Genomic DNA, 16,864 nt, shown 5'->3' on the forward strand with positions numbered 1-16,864 from the left:
GTGAGCGAGACCCTCCTCGTCGCCGAGACCCCCGGCACGGACCCCGCGTCCGCGCCCGGGGCCTCGGGGGCCCGTCAGTTCTGGCGGCGGCTGCGGGCGCAGCGCGCCGCCCTCGGCGCGGCGGTCGTCGTCGCGCTGCTCGTCCTGGTCGCGCTCGCCGCGCCGCTGCTCACCGCCATCGAGGGCCAGGACCCGACCACCTACCACCCCTCCCTCATCGACTCCGCGCGCGGGGGCGTGCCCGTCGGGCCGCTCGGCGGCATCAGCGGCGACCACTGGCTCGGCGTCGAACCGCAGACCGGCCGCGACCTGTTCGCCCGGCTCGTCCACGGCGCCCGGGTGTCGCTGGGCGTCGCGCTGGCCGCGACCGTCGTCCAGGTCGTCATCGGCGTCACCATGGGCATCGCTTCGGCACTCGGCAACCGATGGGTTGATCAACTGTTGAGCCGGATCACCGACATCTTCATCGCCCTGCCGCTGATGATCATGTCGTTGGCGCTGCTCGCGATCGTCCCGGCGAGCTTTCCCCGGCCCGTCCTGGTCACCCTGGTCATCGGCCTGCTCTCCTGGGGCAACATCGCCAAGGTGGTGCGCGCCCAGACGCTCACTCTCAAGGGCCTCGATCACGTAGCGGCGGCGCGGCTCAGCGGCTGGGGCACCTGGCGCATCGCCCGCCGCGAACTGCTGCCCGGGCTCGCCGCCCCCGTCATCACGTACGCGGCCCTGCTCGTGCCGCAGAACATCACCGTCGAGGCAGCCCTTTCCTTCCTCGGCGTCGGCGTGAAGCCGCCCACGCCGTCCTGGGGGCAGATGCTCACCGCCGCCGACGTCTGGTACCAGGCGGCCCCGCAGTACCTGCTGCTGCCCGCCGGCCTGCTCTTCACGACCGTCCTCGCGCTGACCGTCCTCGGCGACGGCGTGCGCACCGCGCTCGACCCGCGCGCGGCGTCCCGGCTGCGGGTCGGGACGGGCCGCAGGCGCGAGCACAAGGCGGACGGGACCGGTGACAAGGCGGACCGGACCGCTCCGGTGGTTCCCGCGCGGAAGGAGGCCTCCTCATGAGCGGCTTCGGCGGCTTCGTGCTGCGGCGCGCGATCGGCACCGCGCTCACCCTGTTCGCCATCTCGGTGATCGTCTACGTCGTCTTCTACGTCACTCCCGGCAACGTCGCCCAGATCACCTGCGGCCCCCGGTGTTCGCCGGAACAGGTGCAGCAGGTCGCCGGGCAACTGCGCCTCGACGAACCCCTGTACGTGCGCTACTGGCACTTCCTGGAGGGCCTCGTCGCCGGCCAGGACTACTCCACGGGCACCTCTGTGGAGCGCTGTCCGGCGCCCTGCCTGGGGCTGTCGTACCAGAGCGACCAGCAGGTCGCCGGGCTGATCCTGACCAAGCTGCCGGTGAGCCTGTCGCTCGTCTTCGGCGCGATGGCGGTGTGGCTGGTCCTCGGCGTCGGCACGGGCGTGCTCTCGGCGTGGCGGCGCGGCCGGCTCACCGAGCGCGTGCTGACCGGCGTCACGCTCGCGGGCGTCGCCACCCCCGTCTTCGTGATCGGCCTCGTGCTGATGATCGTCGTCTGCGGGCAGTTGCGGCTGCTGCCCTTCCCGCAGTACGTGAACCTCACCGACGACCCCGAGCAGTGGGCGTGGAACCTGCTCCTGCCGTGGCTCTCGCTCGCCCTGATCGAGGCCGCCTCGTTCGCCCGGCTGACCCGGTCGTCGATGCTGGAGACCCTCGCCGAGGACCACATCCGCACCTTCCGCGCGTACGGCGTCGGCGAGCGGTCGATCATCGGGCGGCACGCGCTGCGCGGGGCGTTCGCGCCGGTCATCGCGCTGAACGCGAACAACTTCGGCTCCGCGGTCGGCGGCGCGGTGCTCACCGAGACCCTCTTCGGACTCCCCGGCATCGGACAGGAACTGGTGCACGCGGTCAACGTCGTCGACCTGCCGGTCGTCGTCGGGATGGTCCTGGTCATCGGTTTCTTCGTGGTTCTCGCCAACGCCGTCGCGGACGTCCTGTACGCGGTGGCCGACCGACGGGTGGTGCTCGCATGAGCCTGGTGGACGTCACGGACCTGACGGTCGCCTTCGGCGCGCTGCGCGCCGTCGACGGCCTCTCCTTCCGCCTGGAGAAGGGCGCCGCCCTCGGCCTGGTCGGCGAGTCCGGCTCCGGCAAGTCCACGGTCGCCTCGGCCCTGCTGGGGCTGCACCGGGGCACGGGGGCGCGGGTGGGCGGCTCGATCGAGGTCGCCGGAGTGGACGTACAGGAGGCGTCCGACGAGGCGCTACGGCGGCTGCGGGGCGCGAAGGCGGCGATGGTCTTCCAGGACCCGCTGTCCTCCCTCGACCCGTACTACGCGATCGGCGACCAGATCGCCGAGGTCCACCGCGTGCACACGCGTGTGTCGCGACGTGCGGCACGCGCGCGTGCGGTGGAGGTGCTGGAGCGAGTTGGAATTCCGGACGCGGTACGGCGGTCCCGGTCGCGCCCGCACGAGTTCAGCGGCGGCATGCGCCAGCGCGCCCTCATCGCCATGGCGCTGGCCTGCGAGCCCGACCTGCTGATCGCCGACGAGCCGACGACCGCGCTCGACGTGACCGTCCAGGCCCAGATCCTCGACCTGCTGCACACCCTGCGCGAGGAGACCGGCATGGGGCTGCTGCTGGTCACGCACGACGTGGGCGTGGCGGCGGAGAGCGTCGACGAGGTGCTCGTCATGCGGCACGGGCGGCTCGTCGAGCACGGTCCGGCGGGCGCAGTGCTGGCGACGCCCGCGCAGGCGTACACGCGCGAACTGCTGGGCGCGGTGCCGCGGGTGGACGCGAGGAGAGAGGACGCGCGGGGCGAGGGGGCCGGTGTCTTTGGGGAGGTGGTGCTCGAAGCGACCGGGCTGCGGCGCGAGTTCGGGCGCGGGAAGCGGGCGTTCGCGGCCGTGGACGGCGTGTCGCTGACGGTCCGCCGGGGCGAGACCCTCGGCGTCGTCGGCGAGAGCGGCAGCGGTAAGACGACGCTGGGCCGGATGCTGGTCGGGCTGCTCACGCCGACGGCGGGCGAGGTCCGCTACGCGGGACAGGTGTCGTCGGGCGTGCACCCGACCGTGCAGATGGTCTTCCAGGATCCCGTCTCCTCCCTCAACCCCCGCCGCAGCGTGGGCGAGTCCATCGCCGACCCGCTCCGCGCGCGGGGCGAACGGGACGAGAAACGCATCAGGGGGCGTGTGACGGAACTGCTGGAGCGCGTGGGGCTCGAAACGGCGCACTACGACCGCTACCCGCACGAGTTCAGCGGCGGTCAGCGCCAGCGCGTGGGCATCGCGCGGGCGCTCGCGGCCGACCCGCACGTCATCGTCTGCGACGAACCGGTCTCCGCGCTCGACGTGACCACCCAGGCCCAGGTCGTCGCCCTGCTCGGCGAACTGCGGCGCGAACTCGGCCTCGCCCTCGTCTTCGTCGCCCATGACCTGGCCGTGGTGCGCCAGGTCAGCGACCGGGTCGCGGTGATGCGGCACGGCCGCGTCGTCGAGGAGGGCCCCGCCGACGAGGTGTACGAGTCGCCACGGCACCCGTACACCAGGCAGCTCCTGGCCGCCGTACCGGCGCTCGACCCGGCGGTCGCGGCGCGGCGGCGCGCGCAACGGCGGGAGCCGGCCGTGGCCTGAGGTCCGGTGGCGTTCGGCGTCGGTCGGCGTCGGTCGGTGTCGGTCGGTGTCGTTCGACGGCGGCCGTGGGACGCGCGTGTGTGACGTGTGTGGCGTAACGTTTCGCGGTCGGATGATCTCCTAGCGCGACCGAACGCGACCCGCACGGGAAAGTTACGACCGTTCACCCCTTTTGGTGGTGCGACGGACAACCGTCCATCGCACCACCGCCTTGTCCGCATACGTTCGTCCCGCTGCGAGCCGCCGGGTCAACGGCGGCTCCCCAAACGGGAGATCGGGGGTGCGCGTGCGCATCGGACTGCTTACGGAGGGTGGCTATCCGTATGTGAGCGGTGACGCCGGGGTGTGGTGCGACCGGCTCGTGCGCGGGCTCGGGCAGCACGAGTTCGACGTCTACGCGCTCAGCCGCGCCGAACACCAGGAGGACGCGGGCTGGGTCGAGCTTCCGCCGCAGGTCAGCCGGGTGCGCACGGCGCCGCTGTGGACGGCCGAGGACGACGGGGTCGCGTACGGCCGGCGCGCGCGCCGTCGCTTCGGCGAGTTCTACGGCGAACTCGTGACCGCTCTGTGCGAGGGCGAGTCCCCGGACCCGGCGGACTCCTCGGGGGCCGGTTCGGCCGCCCAGGCGGACCGTTTCGCCACCGCGCTGTACGGCCTCGCCGAACTCGCCCGGGACGAGGGCGGACTGGTGGGAGCGCTCCGCTCGGAAGGCGCCGTGCGCGCACTGGAACGCGCCTGCCGCGCGCCCGGCGCGCTGCGCACGGCGCGTGAGGCGCGCGTACCGGACCTGCTCGCCGTCGCCGCACACCTCGAACGCGCCCTGCGCCCCCTCTCGCTCGACTGGTACGAGGACGAGGCGGGCGACGGGGGAGAGGGCCTCGGCGCGGTCGACCTGTGCCACGCCGCGTCCGGCGGCCCGGCGGCCCTGCCCGGGCTGCTCGCCCGGCACTTCTTCGACGTGCCGCTGCTGGTCACCGAGTACGGGGTACGGCTGCGGACGCACTATCTGAGCTCCGCCGAGGCCCCCGCCGTACGCGCCCTGCTCGCCGCCTTCCACGGCCGGCTCGCGGCCGAGGTCTACCGGCGGGCGGGGTGCGTCACGCCGGGCAACACGCACGCCCGCCGCTGGCAGGAGCGGTGCGGCGCCGACCGCGCCAAACTGCGCACCGTCTACCCGGGCATGGAGGCGTCCCGCTTCGCCGAGGTGGGCGACGCCCCCGACACCGCCGACCCGCACACCCTGGTCTGGGTCGGCCGGGTGGAACCGGCGAAGGACCTGGTGTCGCTGCTGCACGCCTTCGCGGAGATCCGCAAGGAGGAGCCCCGGACACGCCTGCGGATCATCGGCGCACCGGCAGGGACGGAGGGCCGTGCCTACCTCGGCGACTGCCGGATGCTGGCCGCACAGCTCTTCCCCGACGAGGCGGACGGACCGCACGCCGTCGGCGACAACCCGGTCTCCTTCGAGGAGATCGGCGGCCCGGAGGCGCCCAGCCTGGCCGAGGCGTACGCGGCCGGTGCGGTCGTCGTCCTGTCCAGCGTCGTCGAGGGGTTCCCGGTCGGCCTGGTCGAGGCGATGTTCTGCGGCCGGGCGACCGTGTCGACCGACGTCGGCGCGGTGGTCGAGGTGATCGGCGGCACGGGACTGGTCGTCCCGCCGCGCAATCCACGGGCGCTCGCGGAGGCGTGCGTGGCGCTGCTGCGCGACCCCGAGCGCCGTGCGCGCCTGGGCGCGGCGGCCCGCGCCCGCGCCCTCGAACTGTTCACGGTCGAGCAGAACATCGAGGCGTTCCACGACATCTACCTGGAGCTCGTCTCCCAGGCGCCGGTACCGCGATTCCTCCTCGACGACGACGGCGAACCCCGGCCGTTCGCCGTCCCGGCCGAGGCGCGGCTGCCGGGCCTGTGGACCGACCTGGGCACGCGGGTCACCGCCCGGCCCAGCCCGGGCTGGGCGGCGGGGCCGCCGGTACGAGGCACCTCGCCGGTCGCCGCGACGGAGGGGGCACGATGAGCGGGCTCGACGAACTGGACCGGCCGGAGCCTGCGGGGACTACGGAGACCGCGGGGACTACGGAGACCGCCGAGCCTGCGGGGACTACGGAGCCTGCGGGGGGCGCGGGAAGCGCCGGTGCGCGCACCGAGGCCGCCGGGCGTACTGAGGCCGACACGGTCGCCGACGGCCGTAGACGGGCCGCCCCTCGCCGGGGCGCCGCCGACCCGGTGAAGACCCTGATGCACCGTCACCGTGAGCTGTGCGAACGGGCCGTCGACCCGCTGGAGATCGCGGCGGGCCTGGAGGCGCACGGGGTCACCGACCGCACCGCCGCCCGCTTCCGGCACCGGGACGTCTTCTCCCTCGCGGAGGAGATGTACGCCCGCGTCCCCCGCGACGGCGACACACCCGCGCTCACCACGCCGACCGCGATCCCCCGCCCCCGCCTGGACTGGGCGCTGCTCACCCTCCTGCCGGGCGCCCTGTGCGCCGCGACCCTGACCGGCGTACGCCTCACCCACGGCCGGACGTGTCTCCTCGTCGCCGCCGCCGGCATCCTCGCCGTCACCTTCGCCGTGCGCGCGGTACTGCGCAGGGGCCCGCTGAGCCCGCACAGCGGCGCCCACCCCGGCCCGCACCGGACGGGCGCGTGGACCTGCTGGCTCCTCGGCTACGCCGCCCTCGGCGACGGTCTCCTGCGCGCCGCCGTCGGCGGTGGCCCCGACGGCCTGCCCGACGGGACGGCCGACGGCCCCTGGGCCCTCGCCGCCGTCCCCCTGCTGACCCTCGCCCTGGCCTGCGCGCCCGCCGCCTGGAGCGCTCACCTCCTCGCGGTACGCGCCCGGCGCCGTCTGGAGACCAGCCGTGGCCTGGAGGAGTTCGCCGCCTCCGTGCAGCCGTTGCTGCTCGGCACCGTGGCCCTGTTCCTGTGCGCGCTCGCCGCACTGGACGCCCTCTGCGCCATGGCCCTGGGCGAGCCCGCCTTCTACGGCCACACCCTCACCCTGGGCGCGCTCCTGTTCCTCGCCCGCCTCGTCACCGTGCACGGCTTCACCCACGCCCCGGCGGTCGTCCTCGGCGCCGTCGGCACGGCCGAGGTGCTCGCCCCGGCCACGGTCTTCGCGGGCCGCCTTCCCGGCTGCGGCTTCCTGGCCACGCCCGTGGAGAGCCTCGTGGCCGCCTGGGGCCCGGCCGGTGTGCCGACCCTCCTCTGCGGAGCCGCCGCCCTGACCCTCCTGATCCACGCGACCCGCACGCTGACCAGGGCCTCGTCCCACGCCCGACCGGACCAGCCATGCTGACCCGGACTGGGACCTGGATCCGGGCCCGGGCCCGGACCCGCCCTCGCCCGTCCCCGCGGGCGAGGCAGGAAGCCGTCCCGCCCGATCAGGAGGCCGCCCCGCCGGGGCAGGAAGGCGTCCCGCCGAGTCAGAGGGCCGTCGAGGCGGGCCAGGGGGGCGTCCCACAGCGTCCGGGGGCCGTCCCGCCGGGCCAGGGGGCGGGCCCCGCGGCTCTGGGGCATCGCCTGTCAGCCCCCGCCCACTGGCGGCCTACCGCCGCCCACCAGCGGCCCACCGCTACCCACCGTCGACGTACCCCCACCCCAGCCCGGCGCCGGTCCTCGGCATCCCGGCCACCGCGCGCAGCGCAACCCCCACCGTGCCCCGACCGCACGACGCACGCGCTCCTCCACCCAGCCGCAACCCAGCGCAACACCCTTGAAGGAGAGACCAGATGACCACCTCCCGATCCGGAGCGACCGGTGCCACCGGGGCACCCGCGGTCGCCGGAGCCCCCGCGGTCACAGGAGCAGCCGGAGCACACCGGACGACCGGAGCCCCCGCGGCCCCGGCGACCGCCGCCGCGCACACCCCGGGAGCCGCACGATGAGGGTTCTGCTGATCGGAGCCAACGGCTACCTCGGCCGTTTCGTCGCCGACCGTCTGCTCGCCGACCCGGCCGTCCAGCTCACCGTGCTCGGCCGCGGCGACGACGCCGACGTCCGCTTCGACCTCGCGTCCGGCAGCCCCGGCGCGCTCACCCGCTTCCTCGACGCGGTCCACCCCCAGGTCGTCGTCAACTGCGCGGGCACCACCCGCGGCGGCGCCCGCGAACTCACCCGGCACAACACCGTCGCCGTCGCCACCGTCTGCGAGGCCCTGCGCCGCAGCGGCTGCGGCGCCCGGCTGGTGCAGCTCGGCTGTGGCGCCGAGTACGGTCCGAGCCAGCCCGGCTCCTCCACGGCGGAGGACGCCGTGCCCCGCCCCGGCGGCCCGTACGGCGTCAGCAAACTCGCCGCCACCGAACTCGTCCTCGGCTCCGGCCTGGACGCCGTCGTGCTCCGGATCTTCTCGCCCGCCGGACCGGGCACGCCCGCCGGCTCCCCGCTGGGCCGGCTCGCCGAGGCGATGCGCCGGGCCATGCAGTCCGGCGACGGCGAGCTCAAGCTCGGCGGGCTCGGTGTGCAGCGCGACTTCATCGACGTCCGCGACGTGGCCCGCGCCGTGCACGCCGCCTCGCTCTCCGCCGCGCAGGGTGTCATCAACATCGGCTCGGGCCGCGCCGTCCGGCTGCGGGACGCCGCCGGGATCCTCGCCCGCGTGGCCGGGTACAGCGGCGCCCTCCACGAACTCGACGGCCCGCCCGGCGGCCACCTCAGGCCCGCCATCGGCCACCCCCGCCCCGAGCCCGACCACGGGGGACCCGTCGCGTACCCGTATCCGGACGGGTGCGGCACCTGGCAGCAGGCCGATGTGCGCACCGCCCGCGACCGGCTCGGCTGGCGGCCCCGGATCAACCTCGAGGAGTCCCTCGCCGACATCTGGATGGAGGCGGCATGTCGTATCTGACCGGAACCCCGGCGGGCACCGCGAGCGCCGGAACCACCGACGTCCGCACCGGCCTCGGCGTCCCCGGTATCGCGCACCCCCTCCTCGCGCCGGCCGAGTGGGACGAACTCACCCGTTCCGGCGGGCACCTGGACTGGGTCGTCCTCGACGTCGCCGACGGCCCCGGCGTCCGCCCCGACCCGCGCTGCCTGGAAGCCGTGGGCCGGCTGCGCAACGCGGGCGTCCGTGTCCTCGGGAACCTCGACACCCGCCACGGAGCCCGCGCCTTCGCCGAAGTCGTCTCCGACGCGCAGCGGTACCTCGACTGGTACCGGGTCGACGGCTTCCTCCTGGACCGCTGCCCGGCCGAGCGCACCGCGCTCCCCGGACTGCGCCGCACGATCGGCGCGCTCCGCACCCTGCGGGACGCGCCCCACATCGTCCTCGGCCACGGCACCCACCCCTACCCCGGATACGCCGAGCACGCCGACCAGTTGGTCACCTTCTCCGGAACCTGGAGCGACTACCGCTGGTCGCAGGTGGCCGAGTGGACCGCGGACCACCCGCCCGAACGCTTCTGCCACTTCGTGCACGGCGTGCCGCGCGGCCACCTCGACGAGGCGCTGCGCATCGCCCGCTGGCAGGGCGCCGCGACGATCTGGTTCACCGACGGCACCGACCGCGCCGGCCTGACCGGCCCCTGGGAGACCATGCCCGGCTACTGGGACGAGATCGTCTCGCGGATCGGAACGGGTGTCTCGGAATGAAGAGGGGCGTGGCAGTGTTACAGGCGGAACAACCGTAGTGATTGACCGACCAACGGAGTCCCCGTGTCGCTGCCACCCCTGGTCGAGCCAGCCTCTGAGCTCACCGTAGACGAGGTTCGCCGGTACTCCCGCCACCTGATCATCCCGGACGTGGGGATGGACGGGCAGAAGCGGCTGAAGAACGCCAAGGTGCTCTGTGTGGGCGCCGGCGGCCTGGGCTCGCCGGCGCTGATGTACCTGGCCGCGGCGGGCGTGGGCACGCTGGGCATCGTGGAGTTCGACGAGGTCGACGAGTCGAACCTGCAGCGCCAGATCATCCACAGCCAGGCGGACATCGGCCGCTCCAAGGCCGCCTCCGCCCGTGACTCCGTCCTCGGCATCAACCCGTACGTGAACGTGATCCTTCACGAGGAACGGCTCGAGGCCGAGAACGTGATGGACATCTTCAGCCAGTACGACCTGATCGTCGACGGCACGGACAACTTCGCGACCCGCTACCTGGTCAACGACGCGTGCGTGCTGCTGAACAAGCCGTACGTATGGGGCTCGATCTACCGCTTCGACGGCCAGGCCTCCGTGTTCTGGTCCGAGCACGGCCCCTGCTACCGCTGCCTCTACCCGGAGCCCCCGCCGCCGGGCATGGTCCCCTCCTGCGCCGAGGGCGGCGTGCTGGGCGTGCTGTGCGCGTCCATCGGCTCCATCCAGGTCACCGAGGCGATCAAGGTCCTCACCGGCACCGGCGACTCCCTGGTCGGCCGTCTGATGATCTATGACGCCCTGGAGATGCAGTACCGCCAGGTCAAGATCCGCAAGGACCCGAACTGCGCGGTCTGCGGCGAGAATCCGACCGTCACCGAGCTCATCGACTACGAGGCCTTCTGCGGCGTCGTCTCCGAAGAGGCCCAGGCGGCGGCCGCCGGCTCGACGATCACTCCCAAGCAGCTCAAGGAGTGGATCGACGACGGCGAGAACATCGAGATCATCGACGTCCGCGAGCCGAACGAGTACGAGATCGTCTCCATCCCGGGCGCCAAGCTGATCCCGAAGAACGAGTTCCTCATGGGCACCGCACTGCAGGGCCTGCCGCAGGACAAGAAGATCGTCTTGCACTGCAAGACGGGTGTCCGCAGTGCGGAAGTCCTCGCGGTGCTGAAGTCCGCGGGCTTCGCGGACGCCGTGCACGTCGGCGGTGGCGTGATCGGCTGGGTCAACCAGATCGAGCCGAGCAAGCCGATCTACTGATCCGGCCGCCCGTAGCGCCCACCGGGTCTCCCGGTCCGACCGGTCCGACCGGCGGGGGTTTCGCATACCACGAGTGCGCGAAGCCTCCGCCGTCGTCATGAGCAGACCTTGCCGTCCTTGGGCACCGTGCCCTTCAACAGGTACGCGTTCACCGCCGAGTCGACGCAGGTGCTCCCGCTCCCGTACGCACCGTGCCCCTCGCCCTTCCAGGTGAGCAGCACCCCGACGCCCTTGCCCAGCTCGTCCGCCATCTTCCGCGCCCCTTCGTACGGCGTCGCCGGGTCCCCGGTGTTGCCGACCAGCAGGATCGGTGCCGCACCCGCCGCGCTCACCTCCGGGGTGTCGTACTGCCCGGCCACGGGCCAGTCGTGGCACCAGCCGGCCGTGTCCCAGCCCAGGAAGTCCCCGAACACGGGCGAGATCTTCTCGAACTCCGGCAACAGCTTCCTCGTCCCCTCGGCGGTCGGCCGCTGCTTGTCGTCCAAGCACGCTATGACCCGTTGCGAGTGGGCGCCCGTGCCGTAGTGCCCCGAGGCGTCCCGATCGTTGAAGCCGTCGGCGAGCGTCAGCAGCTCGGAGCCGTCCCCGGACTCGGCCGACTTCAGGGCGCTGGTCAGGCTCGGCCAGCTCGACTCGCTGTACAGCGGCAGCACGATGCCGGTGACCGCGAGCGTCTGCGTCAGCTTCCGCCCGTCCGACGTGGGCAGCGGCGTGGCGTCGATCCGGTCCAGCAGGTCCGCGATCTTCCTGCTGCCCTTCTGCGGGTCCTGGCCCGTCGACTCGAGGTAGTCGTCGAGCGCCCGCTGGAAGCCGCGCGCCTGGTTCTGCGCGTGGCCCACCGCGTCGGCGCTCGGGTCGGCCACCGCGTCGAACACCGCGCGCCCCACGTTCTTCGGGAACAAGTGGGCGTACACGCCGCCCAGTTCGGTTCCGTAGGAGATGCCGAAGTAGTGCATCTTCGGGTCGCCGAGCACCTGGCGCATCAGGTCCATGTCGCGGGCGGTGTCGGTTGTCGACACGTGGGCCATCAGCGCCCCCGCGGCCTTCTCGCAGCCCTTGCCGAGGTCGGTGGCGTCCCGGAAGTAGGCCTGTTCCTCGGCCGGGGTGTCCGGGGTGGAGTCGAGGGACTCGGCGGTCTGGATGTCCTTGTCGCTGCGGCAGCGGATGCCCTCGCTGGCGCCGACCCCGCGCGGGTCCCAGCTCACCAGGTCGTAGCGCTCACGGAGCGAGGAGAACGTGGAGCCGAAGGAGGGGAGCGTGGAGACGCCCGAGCCGCCGGGACCGCCGAAGTTGAACAGCAGCGAGCCGGTCCGATCGGTTCCGCTCGCGCGGGACTTGGTGCGCACCAGGGCGAGGCCGATGGTGTCGCCGTCCGGCTTCGACCAGTCCAGCGGCACCTTCAGCGTCGCGCACTGCCAGTCACCGCCCGGCGCCGCGGAGTCCGCGGCGGCCTTGCAGCGCCCCCAGTCGAGCTTCTGCCCGGTCAGCGCGGCGGGCAGGGCAACCGCCGTCGCCGGCGCCGTCGATCCTGAGGAGCCGTCGGACGGCCGGGCGTCGGCCGAACCGCCCTTGCCGTCCTCGCCTCCGTCCGACGAGCCGCCGCCACAGCCCGCCACCAGCAGTGCGGCGGCGGCCCCCAACACCGTCCACCATGTGAATCGCGCCATGTGCACTTCCCCCCTCGCAGGCCGTCCGCACTCGGCGGCGGATGGGCTGTCAGGCCATATTAGGCGGATCAAGGTCGGCCCGTCCGAGCCTGTGGATAACCTTTTGACCTGCGGGTTTTCCGGGAAATTCGCGGCGGATGCCAGGTGGTGTCAGAGGATTCCGAGGGGGCGTCAGGGGCGGCGGAGGTCAGGAGCAGACGGTCCCGGCGGCCGGCGGCTTGCCGGTCAGCAGATAGCCGTTCACCGCCGCCTGCACGCACTTGTTCTTGCTGCCGTACGCACCATGCCCCTGGCCCTTGTACGTCAGCTCGACCCCGACACCCTTGCCCAGCGCGTCCACCATCTTCCGCGCCCCCTCGTACGGGGTCGCCGGGTCGCCGGTGTTGCCCACGACGAGGATCGGCGCCGACCCGGGCGCGCTCACGTCGGGATGGTCGGCGGCGCCCGGCACGGCCCAGTCCGTGCAACCGAGCATGCTCCAGGCCAGGAAGTCCCCGAACACGCTGGAGGCGGCCCGGAACTCCGGCAGCTTCTGCTGCACATAGGCGGTGGAGTATCGCGGCTTGTCGTCGGCGCAGTTGATGGCGACGTTGGCGGCCGTGATGTTGCTGTACTCGCCGTTCTCGCTGCGGCCGTTCATCAGGTCGGACAGCAGCATCAGAATCTTGCCGTCCCCGGAGTACGCCTGCTCCAGGCCCTCGGTGAGGTACTCCCAGAAGTCCTTCGAGTACAGCGCCTGCGCGATGCCGTTGGTCGCGGCGCTCTGGGTCAGTTCGCGCGGGAAGATGCCCGGCAGCGGCTTGCCGTCCAGATCCTTCAGGAGCTTGGCGATCCGGTCCTTCACCTCCTGCGGAGTGTCCCCGACGGGGCAGTCCGCCGTCTTGGACGTGCAGTCCTCGGCGAAGTTGTCGAGCGCGAGCTGGAAACCCCTGGCCTGACCGAGCGAGCCCTGCTCGGACGTCTGCGTCGGGTCGACCACCGCGTCGAAGACCGCCCGCCCCACGTTCTTCGGGAACAAGTGGGCGTACACACCGCCCAGTTCGGTGCCGTAGGAGACACCGAAGTAGTACAGCCTGTCGTCGCCCAGCACCTGGCGCATCAGGTCCATGTCGCGGGCCGCGTCGGTGGTCCGCACATGCGGCAGCGTCTTCTCGGAGTTCTTCTCGCAGGCCGCGTTGAAGTCCTTGGTGTTGTCCAGCAGCGCGGTGCGCTCGCCGGCGTCGTCGGGCGTGCTGTCCTGCTGGAAGTACGCGTCGAGCTGCTGGTCGGTCTCGCACCGCACGCCGGCGCTGCGGCCGACCCCGCGCGGGTCGAAGCTCACCAGGTCGTAGCGGGTGCGCAGGGCCGCGTACTCGTCGCCGAACGCGGGCAGGGTGGACACGCCCGAGCCGCCGGGGCCGCCGAAGTTGAAGACCAGCGAGCCGATCCGCCCGCTCGCGGCGCCGCTCGCCCGGGCCCGGATCAGCGCGATGCCGATCGTGTCGCCCTCGGGGTCGTCCCAGTCGAGGGGCGCCCGCATCGTCGCGCACTGCCACTGGTCGCCGTCCGGCAGCGGGGACGGGGCGCTGCCGCCGCCCTCGGCCGGGGAGGGGGCCGGGCAGTCCTTCCAGCTCAGCTCCTGCGCCGACAGGCCCTCGGCCTGTGAGCCGTCGCCGCAGCCCGCCACCAGGGAGGACAGCAGCAGGGCGACGGCGGTCACGGCGGCGGCGCGCAGGCGGGCGGGATTCGGCATGATTCCATCCTGCGGTCGCGTGCGGGCACGCGCGCGGGGCGCGGTCCGTACGAGGTACGGGCGCCCGAGCCCTCCTACAGGGCGCCCTTGCGGGTCAGCTGGTTGAAGGCCAGCCAGCCCGGCAGTACGGGGATCCACAGCGTCAGCAGGCGGAAGAGCAGCACCGCGGGAGCGGCGACCTCCTTGGGCAGGCCCACCGCGATCAGACCGACCGTCAGGGTCGCCTCGACGGCGCCGACTCCGCCCGGCGTCGGAGCGGCGGAGCCGAGCGCGTTGCCGGCCAGGAAGACGACGGCGACGCTGGCGATGCTCAGCGAGGTCGACTCGTCGCCGAACGCGCGGATCGACGCGTCCAGGCACATCACGAAGCAGGCGGTGAGCAGGAGCATGCCGCCGATGCCGGTGACCAGCTTCTGCGGCCGCTGCAGCACGTCCAGCATGCGCGGCACGACACCCGCGAACAGCGACCTCACGCGCGTGACGACGAATTTCCGCAGGAACGGCACCGAGGTCACCACGAGGACCAGCACCGCCACCGTGAGCAGACCCGCGATGACCGTGCGGGACGGCGACAGCGACGGCGTCTTCTCGGTGCCGGTGAGGTAGCCGAACGACAGCAGCATCAGGATGTGGCAGCCCAGCCCGAACAACTGCGAGGCACCGACACTGGCCACCGCGAGCCCGGGCCGCACCCCGGCGCGCTGCAGGAAGCGCGTGTTGAGGGCGACCCCGCCGACCGCGGCCGGGGCCACGATCTTCACGAAGGACCCGGCGACCTGCGCGGCCACGGTCCGCGGGAACGGCACCCGCTCCGGCACGAACCCCAGCAGGCTCATCGCCGCGGCGACATAGCTCAACGCCGAGAAGAACACAGCCGCAGCCACCCAGCCCCACTCGGCGTTGGCGACGAGCGGACCGAACTCGATGTGGGTGAGCTGCGTCAGCAGGAAGTACGCGCCGAAGGCACCGGCGATGAAGCTCATCAGGGTGCGCGGCCGCACCCGCTCCAGCCGGGCCGGCTCCACGGGTGCCTGGGGCCGGATCAGCAGCACCTGGTGCCGGATCTGCGTCAGCAGATCCTCCTCGCGTGCCTCCTCCAGCGCCTCGTCGATGGCCCGCTTCTCCGCCCGCGCCTCCGCGCGGACGGCCTTCTTGCCGGGCTTCTCCAGGACGACGGTCTCGGTGTCGTCCCCGGCCGCCTCCAGGCGCGCCTGCCTGGCCTGCTGGGAGGCCTCCAGGACCGCCTCGCGTTCCCGCTGCGCCCGCTCGCGTGCCAGTCGGCGCAGCGTCGCGCGCGTGGAGCGGGTCAGCGCGATGGGCTGGAGCATCGGCAGACAGTCCGCGACGGCGTCCGGCCCGAGCACGCCCACCGCGGAGGCCACCGCCCGCTCGGCGCCCACCCGCAGGCCGAGCGTCGTCACCAGTTGGGCGACGTCCATACGCAGCAGCAGGTCGCCGGCCGCGATCTCGCCGCCGCGCAGATCGGTGAGGATCACGGTGCCGGAACGATCCACCAGGATCGCGTCACCCGCGAGCCGGCGGTGCGCGATGCGCCGCGACTGCAGGGCCTGCACCTGGTGCCAGGTGTTGCGCAGCAGGCCGTCGGTGATCTCCTCGTCCGCCAGCGAGTCGAGGGTGCGGCCGCCGGTGTGCTCGTAGACGAGGATCACCGCGTCGGGACCGAGCTCGGAGGTCGCGATCAGCTTCGGGGCGTTGGCGCCGGCCGCGATGGCCGCGTAGGCGAGCAGCGCCTCCTGCTCCAGCGCCTGGCGCAGCGACTGCAGGCTGCTGCGGGTGGCGAAGCCGCGCAGGGTCAGATTGCGCCACGCGCGGTAGAAGAACCCCTGGGCCTGCTGTTCCCGGTCGACGACCGTGACGTCCAGCGGTGGACCGTCCTCCAGGGTGACGAAGTAGCGCCGGCCGCGGTCGCCCTCCGCGGCGTCCGGTCCTTCCTCGCGGGCCGCGCTCACCGGGCGGAAGCCGACGTGCCGCAGGCCCGCCATCAGCGTCCGCCCCGTGGGACGCACGTTCGGCGAGCCGACCGCGTACAGCGTCCCGTACGCCACCGTCCAGCCGATCAGGACCGTGAGGATGATCGAGAACGGTGTCGTGTAGCCGGTGACGAGCATCGAGAAGGCGTCCAGGAGCAGCACGATCCACAGAACCGAGCGCCAGCGCGGCCGACGGGACATGCCGACGGCCGTCATGTACGCGATGACGGGCGCGAGATAGCCGTGCACCGGGTCGGTGAGGGCGTGGATGTCCCCGGGGGAGGGCTGGGTGAGCGCCTCCTGGATCGAGCCCGGAGCGCCCTTCGCGACCCACAGGTCAGTGGCGAGGGTCACCCCGTGCGCGAGGACCGCGGCGAGCACACCGTCGGCGATGCGCAGCCCGTCGCGCTTGATCAGACGCTCGATCGCGAACGCGACCGGCACCAGCAGGATCGCGATGCTGGACGCCAGCCCGGCGATCTTGATGAGGAGATCGGGTGCCTGCCCGGTGCCCTTGTTGATGTCCTGTTCGAGACCCGAGGTCGTTCCGTGTGCGAACGCGGCGATGGCCAGCAGCAGGGCGACGGCGAGCACGCCCACCAACAGCCGCATCAGGTCGGAAGGGCGGTGCACGCGCGCGGGGAGCAGCGGTTCGTCGCCCTCGACCTCGTCGATGTGCACCTCGTCCCGTGTCTCTGCTACCTGTGCTTCTTCGTTTTCCTGTGTCTCTTCGTCCCGCGGTCCCGGCTCTTCGGAGATCTCTTCGGCTTCTTCGGCGCTGTCCGGGCGCGACGCGACGGCAGAGGTGTCCTCCGCGTCCTCAGACCGCACGCCCTGCTGCTTCATCGTCTCTTCTTGATCTCGTATCACCGGTCACCGCCCGCACGATGGTGGCATGCCCCACCGACACACGGGGGCATCAGGGTGCAAATGCGGGGGCGCACAGTCTGCCCGAAGCCCCGCTCCGGGGCGAGGGTCAC

11 protein-coding genes are annotated in these 16,864 nt (G+C 72.8%); 8 read left to right on the forward strand and 3 right to left on the reverse strand.

Annotated elements, in window-relative coordinates; translation table 11 throughout:
• The 8 genes from OG352_RS28455 (at position 1) to moeZ (ending at position 10,494) form a co-directional block, all read left to right on the forward strand.
• Positions 1–1,062 carry an ABC transporter permease gene (locus tag OG352_RS28455; RefSeq protein WP_329220814.1) on the forward strand — a complete coding sequence of 354 codons (1,062 nt, stop codon included), beginning with the start codon at positions 1–3 and terminating at the stop codon, positions 1,060–1,062.
• Positions 1,059–2,057 carry an ABC transporter permease gene (locus OG352_RS28460; RefSeq protein WP_329220816.1) on the forward strand — a complete coding sequence of 333 codons (999 nt, stop codon included), beginning with the start codon at positions 1,059–1,061 and terminating at the stop codon, positions 2,055–2,057. Before OG352_RS28455 ends, OG352_RS28460 begins: the two co-directional genes overlap by 4 nt.
• A complete protein-coding gene (locus tag OG352_RS28465) occupies positions 2,054–3,661 on the forward strand; it encodes an ABC transporter ATP-binding protein (RefSeq protein ID WP_329220818.1) in 1,608 nt (535 codons plus the stop codon). The genes OG352_RS28460 and OG352_RS28465 overlap by 4 nt, the downstream gene beginning before the upstream one ends.
• A gap of 325 nt (positions 3,662–3,986) precedes the next feature.
• Positions 3,987–5,675: a glycosyltransferase gene (locus OG352_RS28470; protein WP_329220819.1), complete on the forward strand. Its 1,689-nt coding sequence runs from the start codon at positions 3,987–3,989 to the stop codon at positions 5,673–5,675.
• The gene (locus tag OG352_RS28475; protein WP_329220821.1) at positions 5,672–6,958 is read left to right on the forward strand and encodes a hypothetical protein; all 1,287 of its coding nucleotides are present in this window, start codon (positions 5,672–5,674) and stop codon (positions 6,956–6,958) included. The genes OG352_RS28470 and OG352_RS28475 overlap by 4 nt, the downstream gene beginning before the upstream one ends.
• 585 nt (positions 6,959–7,543) lie before the next feature.
• Positions 7,544–8,506, forward strand: coding sequence for an NAD-dependent epimerase/dehydratase family protein (locus tag OG352_RS28480; protein ID WP_329220822.1), 963 nt, complete (start codon positions 7,544–7,546; stop codon positions 8,504–8,506).
• On the forward strand, positions 8,494–9,252 hold the full coding sequence (locus OG352_RS28485) for a spherulation-specific family 4 protein (RefSeq protein ID WP_329220824.1): 759 nt from the start codon (positions 8,494–8,496) through the stop codon (positions 9,250–9,252). The genes OG352_RS28480 and OG352_RS28485 overlap by 13 nt, the downstream gene beginning before the upstream one ends.
• A gap of 63 nt (positions 9,253–9,315) precedes the next feature.
• A complete protein-coding gene (moeZ, locus tag OG352_RS28490) occupies positions 9,316–10,494 on the forward strand; it encodes an adenylyltransferase/sulfurtransferase MoeZ (RefSeq protein ID WP_329220826.1) in 1,179 nt (392 codons plus the stop codon).
• A 95-nt stretch (positions 10,495–10,589) separates the two neighbouring features.
• Here moeZ and OG352_RS28495 read toward each other — a convergent pair whose 3' ends face one another.
• The 3 genes from OG352_RS28495 to OG352_RS28505 all read right to left on the reverse strand — a co-directional run bounded on the left by OG352_RS28495 (position 10,590) and on the right by OG352_RS28505 (position 16,730).
• Positions 10,590–12,161: an alpha/beta hydrolase gene (locus OG352_RS28495; RefSeq protein WP_329220827.1), complete on the reverse strand. Its 1,572-nt coding sequence runs from the start codon at positions 12,159–12,161 to the stop codon at positions 10,590–10,592.
• 187 nt (positions 12,162–12,348) lie between these two features.
• Complete coding sequence (locus OG352_RS28500; RefSeq protein ID WP_329220828.1) at positions 12,349–13,893, reverse strand: alpha/beta hydrolase; 1,545 nt, start codon at positions 13,891–13,893, stop codon at positions 12,349–12,351.
• A gap of 74 nt (positions 13,894–13,967) precedes the next feature.
• Complete coding sequence (locus OG352_RS28505; RefSeq protein WP_329220830.1) at positions 13,968–16,730, reverse strand: lysylphosphatidylglycerol synthase domain-containing protein; 2,763 nt, start codon at positions 16,728–16,730, stop codon at positions 13,968–13,970.
• Positions 16,731–16,864: the final 134 nt, after the last annotated feature.

The organism is Streptomyces sp. NBC_01485 (assembly GCF_036227125.1).
Taxonomy (GTDB): Bacteria; Actinomycetota; Actinomycetes; order Streptomycetales; family Streptomycetaceae; genus Streptomyces.